The organism is Nonomuraea corallina, from assembly GCF_027620315.1.
Lineage (GTDB): Bacteria > Actinomycetota > Actinomycetes > Streptosporangiales > Streptosporangiaceae > Nonomuraea > Nonomuraea corallina.
Genome location: NZ_JAPNNL010000063.1, coordinates 18,505 through 36,028 on the forward strand (window position 1 = coordinate 18,505; position 17,524 = coordinate 36,028).

A 17,524-nucleotide genomic window follows, 5' to 3' on the forward strand; every position below is an offset into this window, starting at 1 on the left:
ACCGGATCAAGTGACGCCCTGGTTATCCCCCGGTCGCTGAACTTCGCCTCCTACGGCCGGGACCCGCCCGGCCCGTCCGAGGGGCCACGCCATGGCGTCCGTCCTCGCCTCGCGGCCACGGTCCGGCCACCGCCTGTTCGCGGCCGTGCTCGTGCTCGCCGCCGCGCTGCGCGTGCTGGTCATGCTCGGGTACGACACCGCGATGGTGTACTGGTACGACTCGTTCACCTACCTCGACACCGCCGTGAACCCGCGGCCGAACGGGGCCTTCCACCCCGCCGGCTACTCCGCCTTCCTGTGGCTGCTGCGGCCCTTCCACAGCGTGGAGCTGGTGGCGGGCGTGCAGCACGCGATGGGGCTGGGCGTGGCCGTCCTGATGTACGCGCTGCTGCGCTCGCGCGGGCTCCCCGGCTGGGGCGCCACGCTCGCCACCCTGCCGGTGCTCTTCGACCCGTCGTTCGTCCGGCTGGAGCACGCGATCCTGTCCGACCTCCAGGTGATCTTCCTGGTGATGGCCGCGCTGCTCGTGCTCGCCCGCCGCGACGAGGTCAGCACGCGGGCGGCCGCGGCGGCCGGCCTGCTGCTCGCCCTGGCCGGGCTCACCCGCACGGCCGCGGTGCCGCTGGTCGGCCTCGCCGCGCTCTGGCTCCTGCTCCGGCGGGGCGGGTGGCGGCGGGTGGCGGCCCTGGCGGTCGCCGGCGCGCTGCCTCTGCTCGCCTACGCCGGCTGGTACGAACGCCACCACGGCCGGTTCGCCCTCAGCGGCTCCGACGGGGTGGCGCTGTGGGCGCGCACGATGACGTTCGCCGACTGCTCGATCATCCGGCCGCCGCCCGAGGAGGCGAAGCTCTGCCCGAACGGCACCGTCGTGGACGCCGCCTCCGAGTACGTGTGGGCCCCCGGCGCCTCGCTCAACCTGCTGCCCGGCGGCCGGTTCGCGCACAACGACCTGGCCAGGTCCTTCGCCCTGCGCGCCATCGCCGCCCAGCCGCTGGACTACCTGCGGGAGGTGGCCGCGAACACCGCCCTCGCCTTCACCTGGGAGCCGGTGCCGCACCCCGACCGGATCAGGCCCACCTCCAGGTTCCCCCACGGGGTGTGGAGCGTGCCCGACAACGAGCTCGTACGGCGGGTGCGCGCCACGTACGACCCCGACATCCGCGGCATGCGCTCGGTCGAGCCGTGGGGCTCGGTGCTGGCCGCCTACCCGTACCCGTGGTTCCTGCACGGGACGCTCTTCGGCGTGCTGCTGCTGGCCGGGGCCGCCGGCTCCGCCGGGCGCCGGCGGCCGGCCGCGCTGCCGTGGGCGTTCGCCGTCTTCCTCCTGGTCGCGCCGGTCGCCGCGCTCGACTTCGACCACCGCTACGTGCTGCCCGCGATCCCGCCGGCCTGCGTCGCCGCCGCGCTCGCCGTACACGCGATACCGCGGGCGCGGTATCGCCCGGCCGCCGTGGAGCGCACTACCGTACGGGTGTGAGGACGCTCGCCCTGGTCTGCGGCATGGCGCTGGTCGTCCTGTACTCGACCGTCATGGCCTACGACAACCAGCCCGGGGCCACGCCCCTCGACCCGCCCGGTTACGCCCTGCTCTGCGCGGCCGTGCTCGCGCTGGCCTGGCTGCCCCGCAGGCCGGAGGCCGCGCTGGCGGTCACCGCGGCGTCCACCGCCGCCCTGTTCGCCTTCGGCTACGCCTACGCCTTCTGGCCGGCCCCGGTGCTGATCGCGCTGTTCGCCACGATCGCGACCGGCCGCCGGGCGGCGGGCTGGGCGGGCGCGGCCTTCCTGGTCGCGGTGCCCGCCGTCGCGGCGGTCATGCACCCGGCGGTGGACAACGCGGTGGCCGTGGTCATCTGGGCGCTGCTCGTGCTCGTCGCCGCGCAGCCCGCCGAGGTGTCGCGGGCCCGCCGCGCCCACACGCGCGAGGTGGAACGCCGCGCCGCCGAGGCCGAGCGCACCCGCGAGGAGGAGGCGCTGCGCCGCGCCCAGGAGGAGCGGCTGCGGGTGGCCAGGGAACTGCACGACATCACCTCGCACACCGTGTCGGTGATCGCCCTGCACGCCGCCGTCGCCGCCGAGGCCGTCGCCCGCGCGGGGGGCCCGCCCGAGGCCCGCGACGCCCTCGCCGTGATCCGCGACAGCAGCCGTCAGGCGCTGACCGAGATGAAGAGCGTGCTCGGCGTGTTACGCCCCGACCCGCGGCACCCCCCGCCCGGCGTCGCCCAGCTCCCCGCCCTGGCCAGGACCGCCGGACTGCCGGTCACCCTGGAGACCTCGGGTGAGCCCAGGCCGCTGCCGCCTGCCGTGGAGCTGGCCGTCTACCGTGTCGTCCAGGAGGCACTGACCAACACCATCCGTCACGCCGGCGCCGCCCGCGCCGCCGTGACGCTGGCGTACGAGGAGGCGGGCGTGCGCGTCCGGATCGACGACGACGGCGCCGGCCCTCCCGGCCCCGGAGGACCTGCCGGCGAGCACGGGCTGACCAACGGGCATGGGCCGGCCGGTGGGCATGGGCCGGCCGGTGGGCACGGGCTGGCCGGGATGGCCGAGCGGGTGGAGGCCGCCGGCGGGCGGCTCAGCGCCGGGGCCGGTCCGGACGGCGGGTTCCGGGTGACCGCGTGGCTGCCGGCGTGATCACCGTCCTGCTCGCCGACGACCAGCCCCTGGTCCGTGCGGGCCTGCGCGCCCTGCTCGACCCGGAGGACGACCTCACCGTCGTCGGGGAGGCCGCAGACGGGGCGCAGGCGGTGCGCGAGGCGGCCCGGCTGACGCCGGACGTGGTGCTCATGGACATCCGCATGCCTGGTGTCGACGGGCTGGAAGCCACCCGCCGCATCGCCTCCGGGCGCACCCGCGTCGTCGTGGTGACCACGTTCGACCTGGACGAGTACGTGTACGAGGCGCTGCGGTCCGGCGCCAGCGGGTTCCTGGTCAAGGACGCGGAACCGGCCGAGATCCGGCACGCGGTGCGCGTGGCCGCCCGGGGCGACGCGCTGCTGTCGCCGGGCGTGACCCGCAGGCTGATCGAGGAGTTCGCCGCCCGCCCCGGCCTCGACGACCGCAGGCTCGCCCCGCTCACCGGCCGTGAACGCGAGGTCCTCGCCCGTGTCGCCCGCGGGCTCACCAACGATCAGATCGCCGGGGAGCTGTTCATGAGCCCCGCCACCGTCAAGACCCACGTCAACCGGACGATGGCCAAACTCGGCGCGCACGACCGGGCCCAGCTCGTGGTCGTCGCCTACGAAACCGGCCTCACCCGCCCCGGCCACCCCTGACCGGCCACCCCTGACCGGCGCCCGCGCGGTTCACCCCGCACGGTTCTGGATCGTCCGCGGTTCTCCGCCTGCCCGCCCGCCGCTTCCGCGTCGAGCGTCCCCGCGTGCCGCGGCTGCGGTACGCGGGGGACCGCGTGCGGGGGACGACCGGAGCCGGGCGCCGTTCCTAGCGTCGGCGCCATGATCCGATCCTTCGTCCGTCACCGGCGGCTGGTCGTGGCGGCCTGGCCGGCGCTGGTCGCCGCGCTCGTGGTCGCGGCCGTCGCGTACCCCGCACCCGCCGCCGGCGACTTCCCGCTCCCGGGCAGCGAGAGCGAGCGGGCCGCCGCCCTGTTCGGCCCGGCCCCCGCCGAGCATCCCGGCACGCTCGTCGTGTCCGCCCCCGCCGGCGTCGAGTCCCCAGCCTCCCGCCAGGCCGTGAACGAGCTCGTCACCAGGATGAACGCCGTCCCGGGGGTGCGCGCGGCCACCTCGTACGAGCGGGTCTCCGCCGACGGCACCGTCGGCGCGCTCCCCGTCGACTACCCGGACCAGGCCGCCGCCCTCGAACTCGTCGAGATCCGCGACGCCTTCCGCGCCGAGGCCGTCACCGCCGAGCTGGCGGGCGACGATTTCGCCGACTTCACCCCCGGCGGCCTGACCGAGGGCGTCGGCCTGCTGGCCGCGGCGGTGATCCTGCTGTACGCGTTCCGGTCGCTGCTGGCCGCGGCCCTCCCGATCGCCATCGGGATCGTCGGCGTCGTCTCCGGTACCAGCCTGCTCACCCTGCTCGGCCACCTGGTCCCGGCTCCGGACTTCGGCGTCTACCTCACGATCATGCTCGGTCTCGGCGTCGGTATCGACTACGCGCTGCTCATCGTGACCCGCTTCCGCACCGGGCTGCGCGAAGGGCTCGGGACCGAGGACGCCGTCGTCACCGCCATGCGCACCGCGGGCAGATCGGTGCTGTTCGCAGGCGTCATCGTCATCGCCACCGGCGGTGGCATCGTGTTCCTCGGCCCGGAGCTCGGCGGCGGGATCGCCATCGCGGCGGGGTCCGGCGTGCTCATGGTCATGCTCGCCGCCCTCACCCTCCTGCCCGCGCTGCTCGCCATGATCGGGCACCGGGTCGACCGGTTCGCGCTGCCGGAACGTACCGGGAAGGAGCCGCTGTCGGCGCGGTGGGCCAGGGTCGTGCGGCGGCGGCCCTGGACGGCCGGGCTGCTCGCCGCGGCGCTGCTGGCGGGGCTCGCGCTGCCCGCGCTCGACCTGCGCACCGGCTGGTCGGACGCGTCCAACCGGCCGGTCACCGACACCACGAGGCGCGCCCACGACCTGCTGGCGGGCGCGTTCGGGCCGGGAGCGGGGGCGCCGCTCGTGCTCGTCTCCGACCGGCCCATAGCCGCCGCCGTCCGGCAGGCCGAGGCCACCCCGGGCGTGGCGGAGGTGACGCCGCTGGGGGAGCGGGCCGCGCTGGTCGTGCCGACCACGGACCAGCAGGACGAGGCCACCGCCGCGCTGGTGCGCCGGCTCCGCGCCGAACTGCCCGAGCCCGTGCTGGTGGCGGGGGCCACGGCCGCCGCCGTCGACTTCGCCCGGCATGCCGCCGACCGGCTGCCGTGGATGGCGGGCGCGGTGCTGGCGTTCTCGCTGGCGCTGCTCATGGCCGTGTTCCGGAGCGTGGCGGTGCCGGTCAAGGCGGTCGTGGTCAACCTGCTGTCGATCGGCGCCGGGTACGGGGTGGTCGTCGCGGTCTTCCAGTGGGACGTGCTCGGGCTCGGCACCGGAGGGCCGATCGACGCCTGGGTGCCGATGATGCTGTTCGTGATCACGTTCGGGCTGTCCATGGACTACGAGGTGTTCCTCATGTCCCGCATCCGCGAGGAGTACCGCGACGGCCGGGACAGCCGCGCCGCGGTCGCCGCCGGGCTCGCCAGGACCGCACGGGTGATCACCGCGGCGGCGGCGATCATGTTCTGCGTGTTCGCCGCCTTCGGCGCGTTCGACGACCGGGCATTGCGCGTCATGGGGGTCGGGCTGGCCGCCGGAGTGCTGGTCGACGCCACGATCGTGCGGCTGGTCCTGGTGCCCGCCGCGATGGAGGTGCTCGGCGAGCGCGCCTGGTGGTTCCCCGGCCTGTCCTTCACGAGGCTGACACCCGGGCGGGATGTTTCGTAGTATCCGGAACAGCGGAGCTTGGGGGCGCCAAGGTGCCAGGGCAGAGCGTGGGAGTGGTCGTCGATCCGGCGGTGCCGCCGGGGATCGCCGGGCTCCTGCGCGCCAACGCTCCGCTGCTGGGCCGGATGCGCGCCGGGTGGGTGCCGCCGGCCGAGGCCGAGACCCAGCGGCGCAGTCCCTCCAGCGTGCTCCTGCTGGCCGCCACCCCGCTGGTCATCGCGCTCATGGCGGTGCTGCTGGAGTCGCCGGCGGCGCCGCTCGGGTTCCTGCTGCTCGGCGGGTTCGTCTTCCTCGTCCTCGTCAAGATCGCCGGCATCAGCGAGGTGACCGAGGACCACCGGCCCCACGAGCGGTCGCTGTACGACAGGGCGCGCCGGCACGAAGGCCGCTACCTGATCCCGCAGGACTTCGACGAGGAGGCGGCGGCCCTGCTGCGCCGGGCCCAGCAGGCCATCGCCACCGTGCTGCGCTCGCACGTGCACGCCGAAGGGCTGCTCGACGCCGCGCGCAACGCGATCCTGCTGCCGGAGCAGGAATGGCAGATCGCCCGCCTGCTCGCCAAGCTGTCGGCGCTGCGGCGCGAGCACCGCGAGCTGCTCGCCCGCGGCCTGGCCCCCGAGGCGGCGGCCGCGGTGCGGCCCCTGCAGGGCGCGCTCGACAACAGCGCGGCGGCCGTGGCCGAGCGCGTCGAGGCGCTGGAACGTTACGCCGCCCGCGTCGCCGAGGCCGAACGCGCCTACCACGCCCGCGAGCAGATCGCGGAACTGCGCGCCAGGCTGCCCCGCTACGAGGAACTGCTGGCCGAGGCGGGCGCCGGCACGATGGCCGTGGCCGAGATCGAGCGTCTGGCCGAGGACGCCGACACCGTGGAACGCGCCCTGCTGCGCACTGTCACCTCCGCGCATGAGGCTTTTCGCCACTTGGAAGGCTGACGTTCGGACAGACCGCCACATAGGATCCTTAATGTGCCGGGTCGTCATGCGAAGGTGGTCGTGGAGCCGACGGTGCCTGCCGAGACGGCCGACCTGTTCCGTGACCACCGCAAGCTCCTGCTGCGCATCCGCGCCGGGTGGACGCCCCCGGGCAAACGGCGTCCTCCGGCACTCGGGCTCGTCGCCCGGATCACCACCACGCTCGTCGCGCTGCTGGCCGTCGGCGCCGGGCTGGACTTCTTCATGGCCGGCCGCTACACCCCGTTCGTCGTCGTGATGACCCTGGCCGCGCTGCTCATCGTGGGCGTGCTCGCCAAGCCCCGCCCGGACGCCGACACCGAGCGGCGCCAGGCGGTCGAGCGGCAGGTCTACGACAGCGCCCGCAGGTACGCCGGCCGCTACGTGCTCCGCGAGGACCTGGACGAGGGCGCCCGCCGGCTCATGGCCCGCACCTCGGCCGCGATCGACTCCGTCCTGGAGTCGCATGTCCACGCGGAAGGGCTCCTCGACGACGTGCGCAACACCGTCATGCTGCCCGCCCAGGAGTGGGAGATCGCCCGCCTGCTGGCCAAGCTGTCGGAGCTGCGCGCCGGTCACCGGCAGGTCGTCGGCGAGGGCGTCACCCCCGAGGTGGCGGCCGTCGCCGAGCCGCTCGCCCAGGCGCTCGACAGCAGCGAGCGCGCCGTCGTGGCCCGGATCGAGGCGCTGGAACGTTACGCCGGCCACGTCGCCGACGCCGAGCGGGCCTACCGCGCGCGCGAGCAGATCGCCCGGCTCGGCGCCCAGCTGCCCCGGTACGAGGAACTCCTGGCCGAGTCCGGCGCCGACGACTCGGCCGTGCCCGAGCTGAAACGTCTCAGCGATGACGCCGACCGGCTCGAACAGGCGCTGCGCGACAGCGTCACCTCGGCCCACGAGGCGTTCCGTCACTTACGCGGGTGACGGCCGTTCACCCGGCGACCGCCACAGGGAGGGACCCACGCCGTTTGTCGTACAGAGAATCGAGCCCCGAGAACAGAGTTCGCCTAGGATCCGGGTTTGTGGAAGTCGTGGTGGAGCCGGGGGTGCCGCCGGAGGACGCACAACTCATCAGGGACAGCGGCCGGATCCTGGTCAGGATGCGGCGCGGCTGGGTCCCCGAGCCGCCGCGCCACGGCGTGGCCCGGTCCAAGGGCGTGGCCGTCACCGTGACCGCCGTCGCCCTCCTGCTGATCATGCTCGGCCTGATGAGCCGGGGCATCGGCCTCCTGCTGCTCGCCTTCGTCGGCGTGCCGGTGCTCCTCGTCGCGTTCATCCGCCATGACCTCGCCGACGAGGACGAGGAGGCCATGCTCGACCGCGAGGCCTACGAGCACCTACGCTGGTACGAGGGCCGCTACGTGTTCGCCGACGACCTCGACGAGTCCGCCAGGAGGCTGCTGGCCCGCGCGCAGCAGGCCATCGCCACCGTCAACCAGTCCGCCGTCAACGCCGAAGGGCTGCTCGACGGGGTGCGCAACGCGGTGATGCTGCCCGCCCAGGAGTGGGAGATCGCCCGCCTGCTGGCCAAGCTGTCGGCGCTGCGGGCCAAGCACCGCCAGACCGTCACCGGGGCCGCCGCCCCCGAGGTCGCCGCCGTGGCCGAGCCGCTCGGGCGGGCGCTCGACAGCAGCGAGGAGGCCGTGGTGGCGCGGGTCGAGGCGCTGGAGCGCTACGCCGCCAACGTCACCGAGGCCGAGCGGGCCTTACACGCCCACCAGCAGATCGAGGAGCTGCGCGGGCGGCTCCACCAGTACGAGGAACTGGTCGCCGAGACCGGCGCCGACGCGTTCGCGGTGCCGGAGATCGCCCGGCTCGCCGAGGACGCCGACCAGCTGGAGCAGGCGCTGCGGCGCAGCCTCAGCTCCGCGCACGAGGCCTTCCGCCACCTGGAGCCGAGAGAGCCGGGGGAGCGCGGGGAGCCGAGAGAGCCGAGAGAGCCGAGAGAGCCGAGAGAGCCGAGAGAGCCGGGGCGGTCGTCCTAACCGGCGGGCTGGGCGGCCCCGGCGGGCTGGGCGGTCTGCAGCAGCAGGTCGCAGAGCGCGTCGGCGGCGTCCACCCGGCCCAGCTTCTGCGCCGCCTCGCCCATCGCCGCGCGCAGCCCGGGGTCGGCCAGCAGCGGCATCAGCTCGGCCAGCAGCTGGTCGGCCGTCGGGTGCGGCTCCAGCAGCGCCCGCGCCGCGCCCGCCGACACCAGGTAGCCGGCGTTCTTGCGCTGCTCGTCGCCGCCGGTCGGGATCAGCGGGATCAGCAGCGACGGTTTGCCGATCGCGGTCAGCTCCGACACCGTGCCGGCGCCGCTGCGCGAGATCACCACGTCGGCCGCCGCGTACAGGTCGGCCAGCTCGCTCCCCACGTACGGCACCGGGTGGTAGCGGTCGGCCAGCTCCGGCGGCAGCTCCACGGCCCGCATCTGCTCGATCCACGCCGGACCGCACTGGTGGACGACCTGGGCGTGCGGCAGCAGCCGGGGCAGGATCTGGGCGATCAGCGTGTTGATCTGCTTGCTGCCCTGGGCGCCGCCCGTCACGTAGATCAGCGGCACCTCGAACGTCAGCCCGAACAGGTCGTAGGCCGCGGCCCGCTTGCCCTGCAGCAGCTCCGGCCGGATCGGGTTGCCCGTCACCACGGCCTTGGCCCTGGCCTTGGCGGGCAGGTGGTCGAGCGACGACTCGTGCGACAGCGCGATCCGGGTCGCCAGCCTGGCCAGGATCCGGTTGGCCAGCCCCACCACCGTCGTCTGCTCGTGCATGACCAGCGGCCTGCGGATCAGCTTGGCCGCCACCCCGATCGGCACCGCCACGTAGCCCCCGGTCGACAGCACCACGTCGGGCAGGTAGCGGGCGGCGTGCCCGATCGCCTGGCACACCCCGACGGGGATGCGGAACAGGTCGGCCAGGTTGGTGCCGAGCTCGCGCAGGTTGGGGCGGCGGCGCAGCTTGCCCGTCGTGATCGCCTTGAACGGGATGCCGTGCTCGGCCGTGATCCGCGCCTCCAGGCCGTTGGCCGTGCCCACCCACAGCACGTCGTGCGGCACCCCTCGGCGCTGGATGGCCGTCAGGGTCGTCAGGGCCGGGTAGGTGTGACCACCGGTGCCGCCGCCGGTGATCAGCAGTCGCAGGGTTGGTGACATGGGCTCAGACTATGGCCGCGCACCGGAAACCCGTGTGCCCGGTCGCCGAGTCGGGGGTGTTGGCGGTGCGCGCGGCCAGCCGGTAGCGGTTGCAGTAGGAGTCGTGGCACATGTACGAGCCGCCCCTGATCACCTTCATCGTGCCCTCGGCGGGCCCGGTGGGGTTCTCCGCGTACGGCTCCCAGCGGGTGTCCCACCAGTCGGCGGTCCACTCCCACACGTTGCCCGCCACGTTGTAGAGGCCGTAGCCGTTCGGCTGGAACGACTTGACCGGCATCGTGCCCCCGCTCGGCGCCGTCGGGAACGGGCCCTGCCAGATGTTGCACCGCTGCCGCCCCTTCGGCGCCAGCTCGTCGCCCCACGGGTAGCGGGTCCGCTCCAGGCCGCCGCGGGCGGCCATCTCCCACTCCGCCTCCGTCGGCAGCCGCTTGCCCGCCCAGTGGGCGTACGCGGTCGCGTCATGCCACGAGACGTGCACGACCGGGTGGTTCTGGCGGTCGCCGATCGAGGAGCCCGGCCCCTCGGGGGAGCGCCAGGTGGCGCCCTCCACGCCCACCCACCAGGGGGCCTGCGGCACGCTCGCGTCCATGACCCCCCGCGAGGCGAACTGGCGGAACACGAACGACCAGCCGATCCGCTCGGCCTCGGTCACGTACCCGGTCTCCTTCACGAACGTGGCGAACTGGGCGTTCGTCACACAGGCCGGGTCGATCAGGAACGGGTCCAGCGTCACCTGGCGGACCGGACCCTCGCCGTCCTCCGGGTTGGCGTCGAGGTCGTCCCCGCCCATCGAGAACGTCCCGCCGGGGATGCGGATCATCCCCCGCGGCGGCTCCCGCCGCACCGGGCCGGGGCTCACGAGAACCGGCGCCCCGGGGATCTCCGCCCCGCCGGCGCCGTCCCTGCTCGGCCCGCAGCACGCGCTCATCCGGCTCCTCCCAGGTGTCGACGACCTCTAGGAAGGGTAGTCGCCCCGGCCGGCCCGTCATGACACGGCCGTCACCCGCCGGGCGGCGCTGCCGGGCGGCGCTGCCGGGTAAGGGGGTTATGGCTCGGCACAACGCCCAACTGACCGCGGTGGAACTGCAGCGGGCAGGGGCCGGCGGGAAACCCTGACAGGGTGTGGACGCTGCTTGCCGCGATCGGCTCGCTGCTGGTCGCCCTCGCCCTGTCATTTCTCGCGGTGGTGGTCATCGCGGTGATCGTGCTCGTCTGGCTGGCGCTCATGGCCTCCATGTCGGCGAGATCGTCCTGACCTCCGTCGTCCTGACACATGGCGGTTCCGCGTGGCGGAGCGGCCATGAACCAGGACGAACGCTCACGTCTTGATGAAGTGCGGCCCCGCCGCGCCGGGCGAGTAACGCAGCCGCTTCTCCAGGCACACCACCGCGCCGTGCTCCCGCTTGTTGGTGAAGCGCACGTCGTCGGCGAGCGCCCGCATGATCTGCAGCCCGCGCCCGTGCTCCGAACCGGGAGTCGCTTCCCGGACCGCCGCCGGGTCGAAGCCGTGGCCGTTGTCCGTCACCCGGATCACGCACAGATCGTCGTAGACCATGGCGCTCACCGTGTACTCGTCGCACGGCTCCGCGTGCCGGATGACGTTGGAACACGCCTCCGTGAGCATGAGCTCGATGTCGTCGCGGATCTGTGGCTCCACGCCGAGCGAGGTCAGCGTGCCGTCCAGCATCTGCCGGATCAGCGGCACGCTCGCCGCGTCCCTCGGCAGCCGGAGCGCCATCGTCGTCTCCACTGACGCCCTCCTTCCGTGTCGTGGATGCCTCTTCCCTTGATCCGGGCGGGCAATCGTCACGGCGGGGGGAACGCCTGGCGCCTCAGGCAGGCGGCAGGTGGAACAGCCGGTCGAGCGCGGTCATCCGCAGCAGGCTGCGCAGATAGGGCGTGGCCGCCACCACGCGCAGCACCGCGTCCTCGGCCGCCGCCCGCTGGTAGAGCCGGACCAGGGCGGCCAGACCCGAGGAGTCGATGAAGCCCACCCCGGACAGGTCGACGTCGACCCGCTCGACCCCTTCGCTCAGCGCGACCGACGCCAGCTCGCCCGCGGTGTCGAAATCGAGATCACCGATCAGGGCGAGCTGGACCGTCGTGGCGTCGGACGCGTTGACCTCTATCTGCAGCGGAGTCTTGTCCAGCACCCTGACAGCCTAGCCACCACGGAAAACGGAAGGCATCAGGAGGGTGATGTCTACGACAATCAACTCATGCATCAGCTCAGCCGCCCGAGGCCGGCGGACGCCCCGGCCATTCACGAGCTCAGCGCCGCCTGCGACACCGAGGTCCTCGGCCACCCCGACCTCACGCTCGACGACATCGCGGGCGATCTCGCCGAACCGGGCTTCGACCTGGACCGCGACAGCTGGCTCTGGCACGGCCCCGACGGCCGGCTCGACGGCTGGGCGTGGGCGCGGCGGCCGGGCGACGGCGCGATCGTCGACGTGGACGTGATGGTCAGGCCCGGCGTGACCGGCCCGGCCGAGCGGCTCTGGCCGCTCGTGCTGGAGCGCGCCGGCCGGCTCGCCCGCGACGGTGGCCACGCCGCGGCCGTGGTCGACGTCGTCGTCCTGCGGGCCGACCACGTCAAGCGGGAGCTCGTCCAGGCGTACGGGTTCGCGCCCGCGACCAGCTTCCACCGCATGCGCGTCGATTTCGACCACCCCGTCCCGGCCCCCGAGCCGCCGCCCGGCGTCACCTTCCACGACGGCCGGGACGAGCGGGTCCGCCGCGAGGCCCACCGGGTGCTCCAGGAGGGCTTCGCCGACCATTTCGGCCACGTCCACGTCGACTACGACCTCTGGTACGAGCGGCGGCAGGCGCACGCCACCACCGACTGGGGGCAGCTCGTCCTGGCCAGGGTCGACGGCCGGCCGGCCGCGATGGTGCTCGGCAACGACCAGTTCGCCGCCGACGAGGGCTGCGGCTACGTCGCCACGCTCGCCGTGCTGCCGGAGTTCCGCGGCCGCGGCCTGGGCCGGCTGCTGCTGCGCACCGCGCTCGCCGCCGACCGCGCCCGCGGCCGCAAGGGCACGATCCTGCACGTCGACGCCAACAACACCACCCCCGCGCTGGGCCTGTACGAGTCGGAGGGGATGCGCGCGGTCCTGGTCGCCGACGTCTGGCGGAACACCGTCTAGATCGCGTCCGGCTCAGATCACGCCTGGACCCGGTGCGCGGCCAGGTGGTCCAGCACCGCCTGGTTGGCCTCCCAGCCGTCGGGGAACTTCACCGGCACCCCGAGTTGCACCGGCTCCGCCGACGGGTGCGCGTCCAGCAGCTCGGCGATGCCCGCCCTGGCCACCACCACGCACGCGTGCCGGTGGCGCGAGGCCAGCACGCACAGCCGCCCCGACTCCAGGTGGAACGCGGTCGCGTCGCGCCGGCCCGACAGCGGGTGCAGCACGATCGTCACGTCGTACTCGCGGCCCTGCAGCCGGTTGGCGGTGTCCACGGTGATCTCCGGCGGCAGCCCGGCGTTCCTGATCGCCGCCACCTGGTCGCGGTGGGCCGCGCCGACCGCGATCCGGCCGGCCGTCACCGGCCGCTCGCCCTGCTCCGAGCCCGCCACCGCGCCGCGCTGCAGCAGCCGGGCCGCCAGCAGCGCCACCGCTTCCACCGCCTCGGCGTCGGTGCGCACGGTGTGCCGGTTCGGCAGCTCCAGCAGCGCCCACCCGGACCGGGCCGCCTCCTCCAGCGCCCGGTCGTGCACCGTGCCCATGCCGCCGGTGACCAGCTCCAACCGCCGGTCACCCGGCCCGGTCCCCGACCGGAACCCGGTGAACGGGTAGAACGCCCGCGACACCACCGGCGCCGCCGACGCGGGCAGCCGCCACGACACCGGCAGCCGGTGCACCGGCAGGTCCGGGTTGTGCCGCAGCAGCACCGACACGGCGCTCTGCAGCGGATCCCACGACAGGCCCGACCAGCGGTCGCCGTCCACGATCGAGAACGGGTCGAGCTGCCCCGGATCGCCCACGAACAGGGCCCGCTCGAACAGCCCGGCGATGCGCAGCAGCTTGTCGGAGCGCATCTGGTAGGCCTCGTCCACGATGGCCCACGGCCAGGTCCTGCCGCTGATCCAGGCCCACTTGTCGGCGGTGGCGATGACGACGTCGGGGTCGCCGAGATCCTGCACGCGGGTGCCGACGGTCACCCCCGGCAGCTCCAGCATCCGCCGGGGCGGCACGTACCCGCCGGCCGACAGCCGGCCCACCGTGAGCCGCGGATGCTTGTCGCAGATCCGGGCCACCAGGTCGTCCACCTGCTCGTTCGTCTGGGCGACGATCATCAGCGGCTCGCCGGTCGCGGCCAGGTGCGCGGCGGCCCGCACCACCAGCGTGGACTTGCCCGCGCCGGGCGGCGAGTCGACCACGACGCCCCGGTGCCGGGGCAGGTCGTCCAGCACCCGCCGGACGACCTCCTCAGGCGTCGGCTCGGGCTCGGCCCCCGGCCCCGCTCCCGGCCCCGCTCCCGGATGCGTCACGACCACTCCTCGCGGGCGTCCTCGTCGGTCGGCTCGTACGGGCGCGGCGGGCCGCCGTGCGTCCACGGCGTCTCCTCGGGCTCCGGCAGCGCCGCCGCGCCCTGGAAATCGTCGGTCAGCGAGCTGTAGCAGACCCGTTCGCCCACCTCGGGCACCGCGCCGGGCGCCGGGGTCCTGCCCCGCCCCATCCCCTTGGTGATCTTCAGGGTGACCAGGCCGTCCCGCGCCGACACCAGCTCGGCCCCCTGCCCGCGCCGCTGCGGCGTGCCCAGCGCGCTCCCCGGCGCGATCCGTACGAGATCGTCGGTCTTGACCGTCACCAGCGGGCGCAGCTTGCGCGAGCGGCCCTCGCCCTCGGTGTGGTCGGGAGCCGTGTCGACGACCTCGCCCGCGAACGCCTCGCCCGTCAGCCGGTACTCGGCCATCACCAGCGGGTCGTCGTAGGCCCGCTGCACCTCGTAGGCGGCCTGGGCGCGCTCCATGCGCGCCAGCCGGGCCGCGGCCGCGACCGCGCCGTCGCGCCTGGCCTGCGGCGGCGCGCCCTCGGCGAGCTGGGCGCTCATGCCGCTGTAGGAGGCGCGGTCGTGCTCCCACCGCTGCGCGACGCTCGCGCCCGGCGTCAGCTCGCGCAGCAGGCCGATCGCCCGCCACACCAGCCGCCACGTCGGCTCCAGCTGGGTGCGCAGCGCCTCGGTGATCCGCTCGGCGGAGCCGCTCTCCATCGCCGGCGCCAGCACCTCGGCGTCGAAGCCCGGATCGGTGGCGGGACCGGCCGGCGGCCAGATGAGCGGGTCCTCGGCCGCGTCGTCGGGCCCTTCGGTGATCCAGGCGAGCAGCGCCGCCAGGTTGGCGTCCTCCAGCGCGCTCTGCCCGCTCGCCCAGTGGCGGCCCAGCTCGTCGGTCGCGGCCGGCATGAGCGACGAGCCGGGGTAGGCGGCGCGTTCGGCGAAGTACGTCAGCCACCGGCCGAGCAGCGGCACCCCCTCCGGCACCGGGAACGGTCCGTCGGTGCGCCGGAACCGGGTGGAGCGGCCGAGCAGCCGGGTGAAGGCGACCCCGGCCCGGTTCGGCACGATCAGCTGCGGCGCGTCCAGCGCCCGCTCGTACGGGTCGGCGTTGCGCCGCTCCACCGTCTCCGTCTCGCCCATGAAGCCCGTCACGTACGGCAGCAGCGCCCCGGCGAGCTCGCCCGCCCAGGCGAAGCGCAGATCGCGGTTGCGCGGCTGGGTCACCGCCAGCAGCCGCGGCTCGCCGGGATCGGTGCCCAGCATGGCCGCCAGGGGCGCCGCCGCCTCACCCGACAGCTTCAGCGGGATGAACACCATCGGCCGCGCCGACAGGTGACAGTGGCGGACGGTCGCGATCGGCTGGGCGCGGCCCCGCTCAATCGCCCGCAGCCGGGCCAGCGAGGTGAGCAGGCTCACGACGGGCTCCTCCCGCTCACGCCAGGCACTCCCGCCGCAGGCGTTCGGCGCCGCGCAGCAGCCGGGCGATCTCCTCCTGGCCCCGCTCCGGGGCGCGCGAGCCGTCGGCCAGCGCCAGCGCCTCCCGCACCGACGCCACCCCGCCCAGCGCGTCGCGCACGTCGCGGCCGAGCAGGTCGGAGGCGCCCTCCTGGCGGGCCTCGTCGCGGCAGAAGAAGCACAGGTCACAGGTGGACAGGCACTCGGGCGCGTAGCGCGCCTCGGTCGCGCGGACGGCGTCGGCGAGCTCGGCGACCGGCCGGGCCGGCCGCCCGTCGTCGTCCGGCTCCAGGTCGAACGTCACGTCCTCCGGCAGCGCGGCCAGCAGCCGGTCCAGGCTCGTCATGCGGGCCAGCTGGCGGCGCAGCACCGCGAGCTGCCTGCGCACGTCGACCAGCGTGGCCACCGGGCGGTTGGCGAAGTTCTCCGGGCAGACCAGCACCACGTCGTGCGCCACCCGGAGCGGGTCGTGGCCCAGCTCCTCCAGCAGCGTGCGCAGCGCGAGCACGTACACCGCCGCCTGCCGCGCCGCGGCGGCCACCGCCGCCGGGTCGGCCTGCCCGTCGACCACCGCGAACGACTTGATCTCCACGATGTGGAACCGGCCGCCGAGCTGGAACGCCACCACGTCGGGCTCCAGGTAGGCGGTGTGCCCGGCGATGGCCAGCGTGAACAGCGGGTGGTCGTAGACGGTGCCGGTGCCCTCGCCCCTGGCCGCCCGGTCGATCAGCGCGCGGGTGTGGGTGTGGCGCAGGTGGGCGCCGACGTTCTCCACGTCGTGGTAGGCGACCTCGTCGATCGGCAGGCCGAGCAGCTCGCGCAGCATCCGGATCAGCTCCGCGCACCCGTCGGCCTTCACCAGCGCCTCGAACGCGTTCCCCCGGGTGATCGCGAACGGCGACTGGCCGAACGGGGCGGGGTGCCCCAGGTGGCGGGCGAGGGCTTCCTTGTCGATCCCGGCGCCGTCCATGAGCGCCCGCCGGGAGCAGCCCGGGTTGGCCGCGAGCGCGGCGATCGCGCGGGCGTCGTGCGGCTTGGGCGGCGTGGTGCCGCGCAGCGCGTCCAGCCGGTTCATCGGCCGCCTCTCATAGCCGTGACTGATCTTGGAACAGTGGTCAGCGTAGCGGCCCCGAACAGCCGGGCCACGTCATCGAGCTGGGCTCCGGCGCGTCCGGCCAGCTCCTCCCGGTCGGCGGCGTCGCGCTCGGCGTGCACCGCCAGCTCCCGCCGCGCCGCCTCGGCCACCCGCGCCGGGTCGGGGGGCACCTCGTCGCCGGCACCGGGGATGTTGCGCGCCATCCGGACTAACAGCCGCTCGCCTTCGGGTGAGCGCCCGCCGGGCCCGGCGGCGTGCTCGGCGATCGAGATCGCGCAGGTGAGGAAGTCGACGCGAGGGCTGAGCGGGCCGACCACCCGGCGCCGCACCGGCCAGGTGCTGACGGTGAGGTAGCCGCGGGCGGGGGAGAGCCGGTCGGTCAGCGCCGCGCACAGGTAGTAGGGCCGCCCGAACGGCGAGGAGCGGAACGAGCGCTCCTCGTCCCTGCGCAGGCTGGTGAGCTGGGAGCTGCGGATCGTGCCGGCCAGGAACGCGCCGCTCACCGCCACCACCAGCCGGGCCTGCGCGGGCGCGCCCAGCAGCGCCAGCGCCTGGTGGACCTGCTCGCGCACGGTCACCAGCCGCGCCCCGCGCGCCTTGGCCGCCGGCTGCTCGCCGCTCACCAGCGTGTCCCACGCCTGCTCGGCCGTGCGGAGCTCGGCCCGCAACGCTCGGGCGGCCACGCCGTCCCTGGCCCGGACCGCCCTGCGCACACCGGCTCTGAGCTCGTCGATCCGCCGTTCGAGCTCGTCCAGCCGGTCACTCATGGCGCGAGAGTACCAGTGGTTCCAGTAATTACCAGTATTTCCCGGGCGTGTCGCGTCTCTCACGGGCCGGTACGGGGACGCGCGGCCGGTCCGCCGACCCGGGGCCGCGCCGGAATCCGGGGGACGGCCCCGTACGGGACGCCAAGTGCGCGCACGGAGAACGGCACGGGGGGGGCCCCCCCGGGGGGGGG

17 protein-coding genes are annotated in these 17,524 nt (G+C 74.6%); 9 read left to right on the top strand and 8 right to left on the bottom strand.

The window, feature by feature from the left end; all coding sequences use genetic code 11:
* Window positions 1-91 precede the first annotated feature (91 nt).
* From OUY22_RS17525 to OUY22_RS17555, 7 genes are all read left to right on the top strand, one after another.
* Complete coding sequence (locus tag OUY22_RS17525; RefSeq protein ID WP_270156066.1) at window positions 92-1,477, top strand: phospholipid carrier-dependent glycosyltransferase; 1,386 nt, start codon at window positions 92-94, stop codon at window positions 1,475-1,477.
* On the top strand, window positions 1,474-2,631 hold the full coding sequence (locus OUY22_RS17530) for a sensor histidine kinase (protein ID WP_270156067.1): 1,158 nt from the start codon (window positions 1,474-1,476) through the stop codon (window positions 2,629-2,631). The genes OUY22_RS17525 and OUY22_RS17530 overlap by 4 nt, the downstream gene beginning before the upstream one ends.
* Complete coding sequence (locus OUY22_RS17535) at window positions 2,628-3,272, top strand: response regulator (protein WP_270156083.1); 645 nt, start codon at window positions 2,628-2,630, stop codon at window positions 3,270-3,272. The genes OUY22_RS17530 and OUY22_RS17535 overlap by 4 nt, the downstream gene beginning before the upstream one ends.
* A gap of 180 nt (window positions 3,273-3,452) precedes the next feature.
* The gene (locus OUY22_RS17540) at window positions 3,453-5,429 is read left to right on the top strand and encodes an MMPL family transporter (protein WP_270156068.1); all 1,977 of its coding nucleotides are present in this window, start codon (window positions 3,453-3,455) and stop codon (window positions 5,427-5,429) included.
* Window positions 5,430-5,476: 47 nt separating this feature from the next.
* Window positions 5,477-6,361, top strand: a complete 885-nt coding sequence (locus tag OUY22_RS17545; RefSeq protein ID WP_270156069.1) for a hypothetical protein — start codon at window positions 5,477-5,479, stop codon at window positions 6,359-6,361.
* Window positions 6,362-6,433: 72 nt separating this feature from the next.
* Complete coding sequence (locus OUY22_RS17550) at window positions 6,434-7,303, top strand: hypothetical protein (RefSeq protein ID WP_270156070.1); 870 nt, start codon at window positions 6,434-6,436, stop codon at window positions 7,301-7,303.
* Between the two features lie 98 nt (window positions 7,304-7,401).
* Window positions 7,402-8,364, top strand: coding sequence for a hypothetical protein (locus tag OUY22_RS17555; RefSeq protein WP_270156071.1), 963 nt, complete (start codon window positions 7,402-7,404; stop codon window positions 8,362-8,364).
* On the opposite strand, the gene OUY22_RS17560 is transcribed toward OUY22_RS17555, so the two are convergent.
* Both OUY22_RS17560 and OUY22_RS17565 read right to left on the bottom strand, forming a co-directional pair.
* On the bottom strand, window positions 8,361-9,512 hold the full coding sequence (locus OUY22_RS17560) for a UDP-N-acetylglucosamine--N-acetylmuramyl-(pentapeptide) pyrophosphoryl-undecaprenol N-acetylglucosamine transferase (protein WP_270156072.1): 1,152 nt from the start codon (window positions 9,510-9,512) through the stop codon (window positions 8,361-8,363). The genes OUY22_RS17555 and OUY22_RS17560 overlap by 4 nt on opposite strands.
* Before the next feature lie 4 nt (window positions 9,513-9,516).
* Complete coding sequence (locus OUY22_RS17565; protein WP_333486697.1) at window positions 9,517-10,440, bottom strand: formylglycine-generating enzyme family protein; 924 nt, start codon at window positions 10,438-10,440, stop codon at window positions 9,517-9,519.
* Window positions 10,441-10,632: 192 nt separating this feature from the next.
* On the opposite strand from OUY22_RS17565, the gene OUY22_RS17570 reads away from it, so the two are divergent.
* Complete coding sequence (locus OUY22_RS17570) at window positions 10,633-10,767, top strand: hypothetical protein (protein ID WP_270156073.1); 135 nt, start codon at window positions 10,633-10,635, stop codon at window positions 10,765-10,767.
* A 63-nt stretch (window positions 10,768-10,830) separates the two neighbouring features.
* Here the strand turns inward: OUY22_RS17570 and OUY22_RS17575 are convergent, their stop codons facing one another.
* The gene (locus OUY22_RS17575; RefSeq protein WP_270156074.1) at window positions 10,831-11,262 is read right to left on the bottom strand and encodes an ATP-binding protein; all 432 of its coding nucleotides are present in this window, start codon (window positions 11,260-11,262) and stop codon (window positions 10,831-10,833) included.
* Window positions 11,263-11,344: 82 nt separating this feature from the next.
* Window positions 11,345-11,665 (bottom strand): STAS domain-containing protein, encoded by a 321-nt coding sequence (locus OUY22_RS17580; protein WP_270156075.1) that lies wholly within the window; start codon window positions 11,663-11,665, stop codon window positions 11,345-11,347.
* A 66-nt stretch (window positions 11,666-11,731) separates the two neighbouring features.
* On the opposite strand from OUY22_RS17580, the gene OUY22_RS17585 reads away from it, so the two are divergent.
* Window positions 11,732-12,661 carry a GNAT family N-acetyltransferase gene (locus tag OUY22_RS17585; protein WP_270156076.1) on the top strand — a complete coding sequence of 310 codons (930 nt, stop codon included), beginning with the start codon at window positions 11,732-11,734 and terminating at the stop codon, window positions 12,659-12,661.
* Between the two features lie 17 nt (window positions 12,662-12,678).
* On the opposite strand, the gene OUY22_RS17590 is transcribed toward OUY22_RS17585, so the two are convergent.
* The 4 genes from OUY22_RS17590 to OUY22_RS17605 are packed head-to-tail and all read right to left on the bottom strand — an operon-like array spanning window position 12,679 to window position 17,333.
* On the bottom strand, window positions 12,679-14,007 hold the full coding sequence (locus tag OUY22_RS17590) for an AAA family ATPase (protein ID WP_270156077.1): 1,329 nt from the start codon (window positions 14,005-14,007) through the stop codon (window positions 12,679-12,681).
* Window positions 14,004-15,431, bottom strand: coding sequence for a hypothetical protein (locus OUY22_RS17595; protein WP_270156078.1), 1,428 nt, complete (start codon window positions 15,429-15,431; stop codon window positions 14,004-14,006). Before OUY22_RS17595 ends, OUY22_RS17590 begins: the two co-directional genes overlap by 4 nt.
* Before the next feature lie 16 nt (window positions 15,432-15,447).
* On the bottom strand, window positions 15,448-16,545 hold the full coding sequence (locus tag OUY22_RS17600; protein ID WP_270156079.1) for a hypothetical protein: 1,098 nt from the start codon (window positions 16,543-16,545) through the stop codon (window positions 15,448-15,450).
* Window positions 16,542-17,333 carry a hypothetical protein gene (locus OUY22_RS17605; RefSeq protein ID WP_270156080.1) on the bottom strand — a complete coding sequence of 264 codons (792 nt, stop codon included), beginning with the start codon at window positions 17,331-17,333 and terminating at the stop codon, window positions 16,542-16,544. The genes OUY22_RS17600 and OUY22_RS17605 overlap by 4 nt, the downstream gene beginning before the upstream one ends.
* Window positions 17,334-17,524 lie beyond the last annotated feature (191 nt).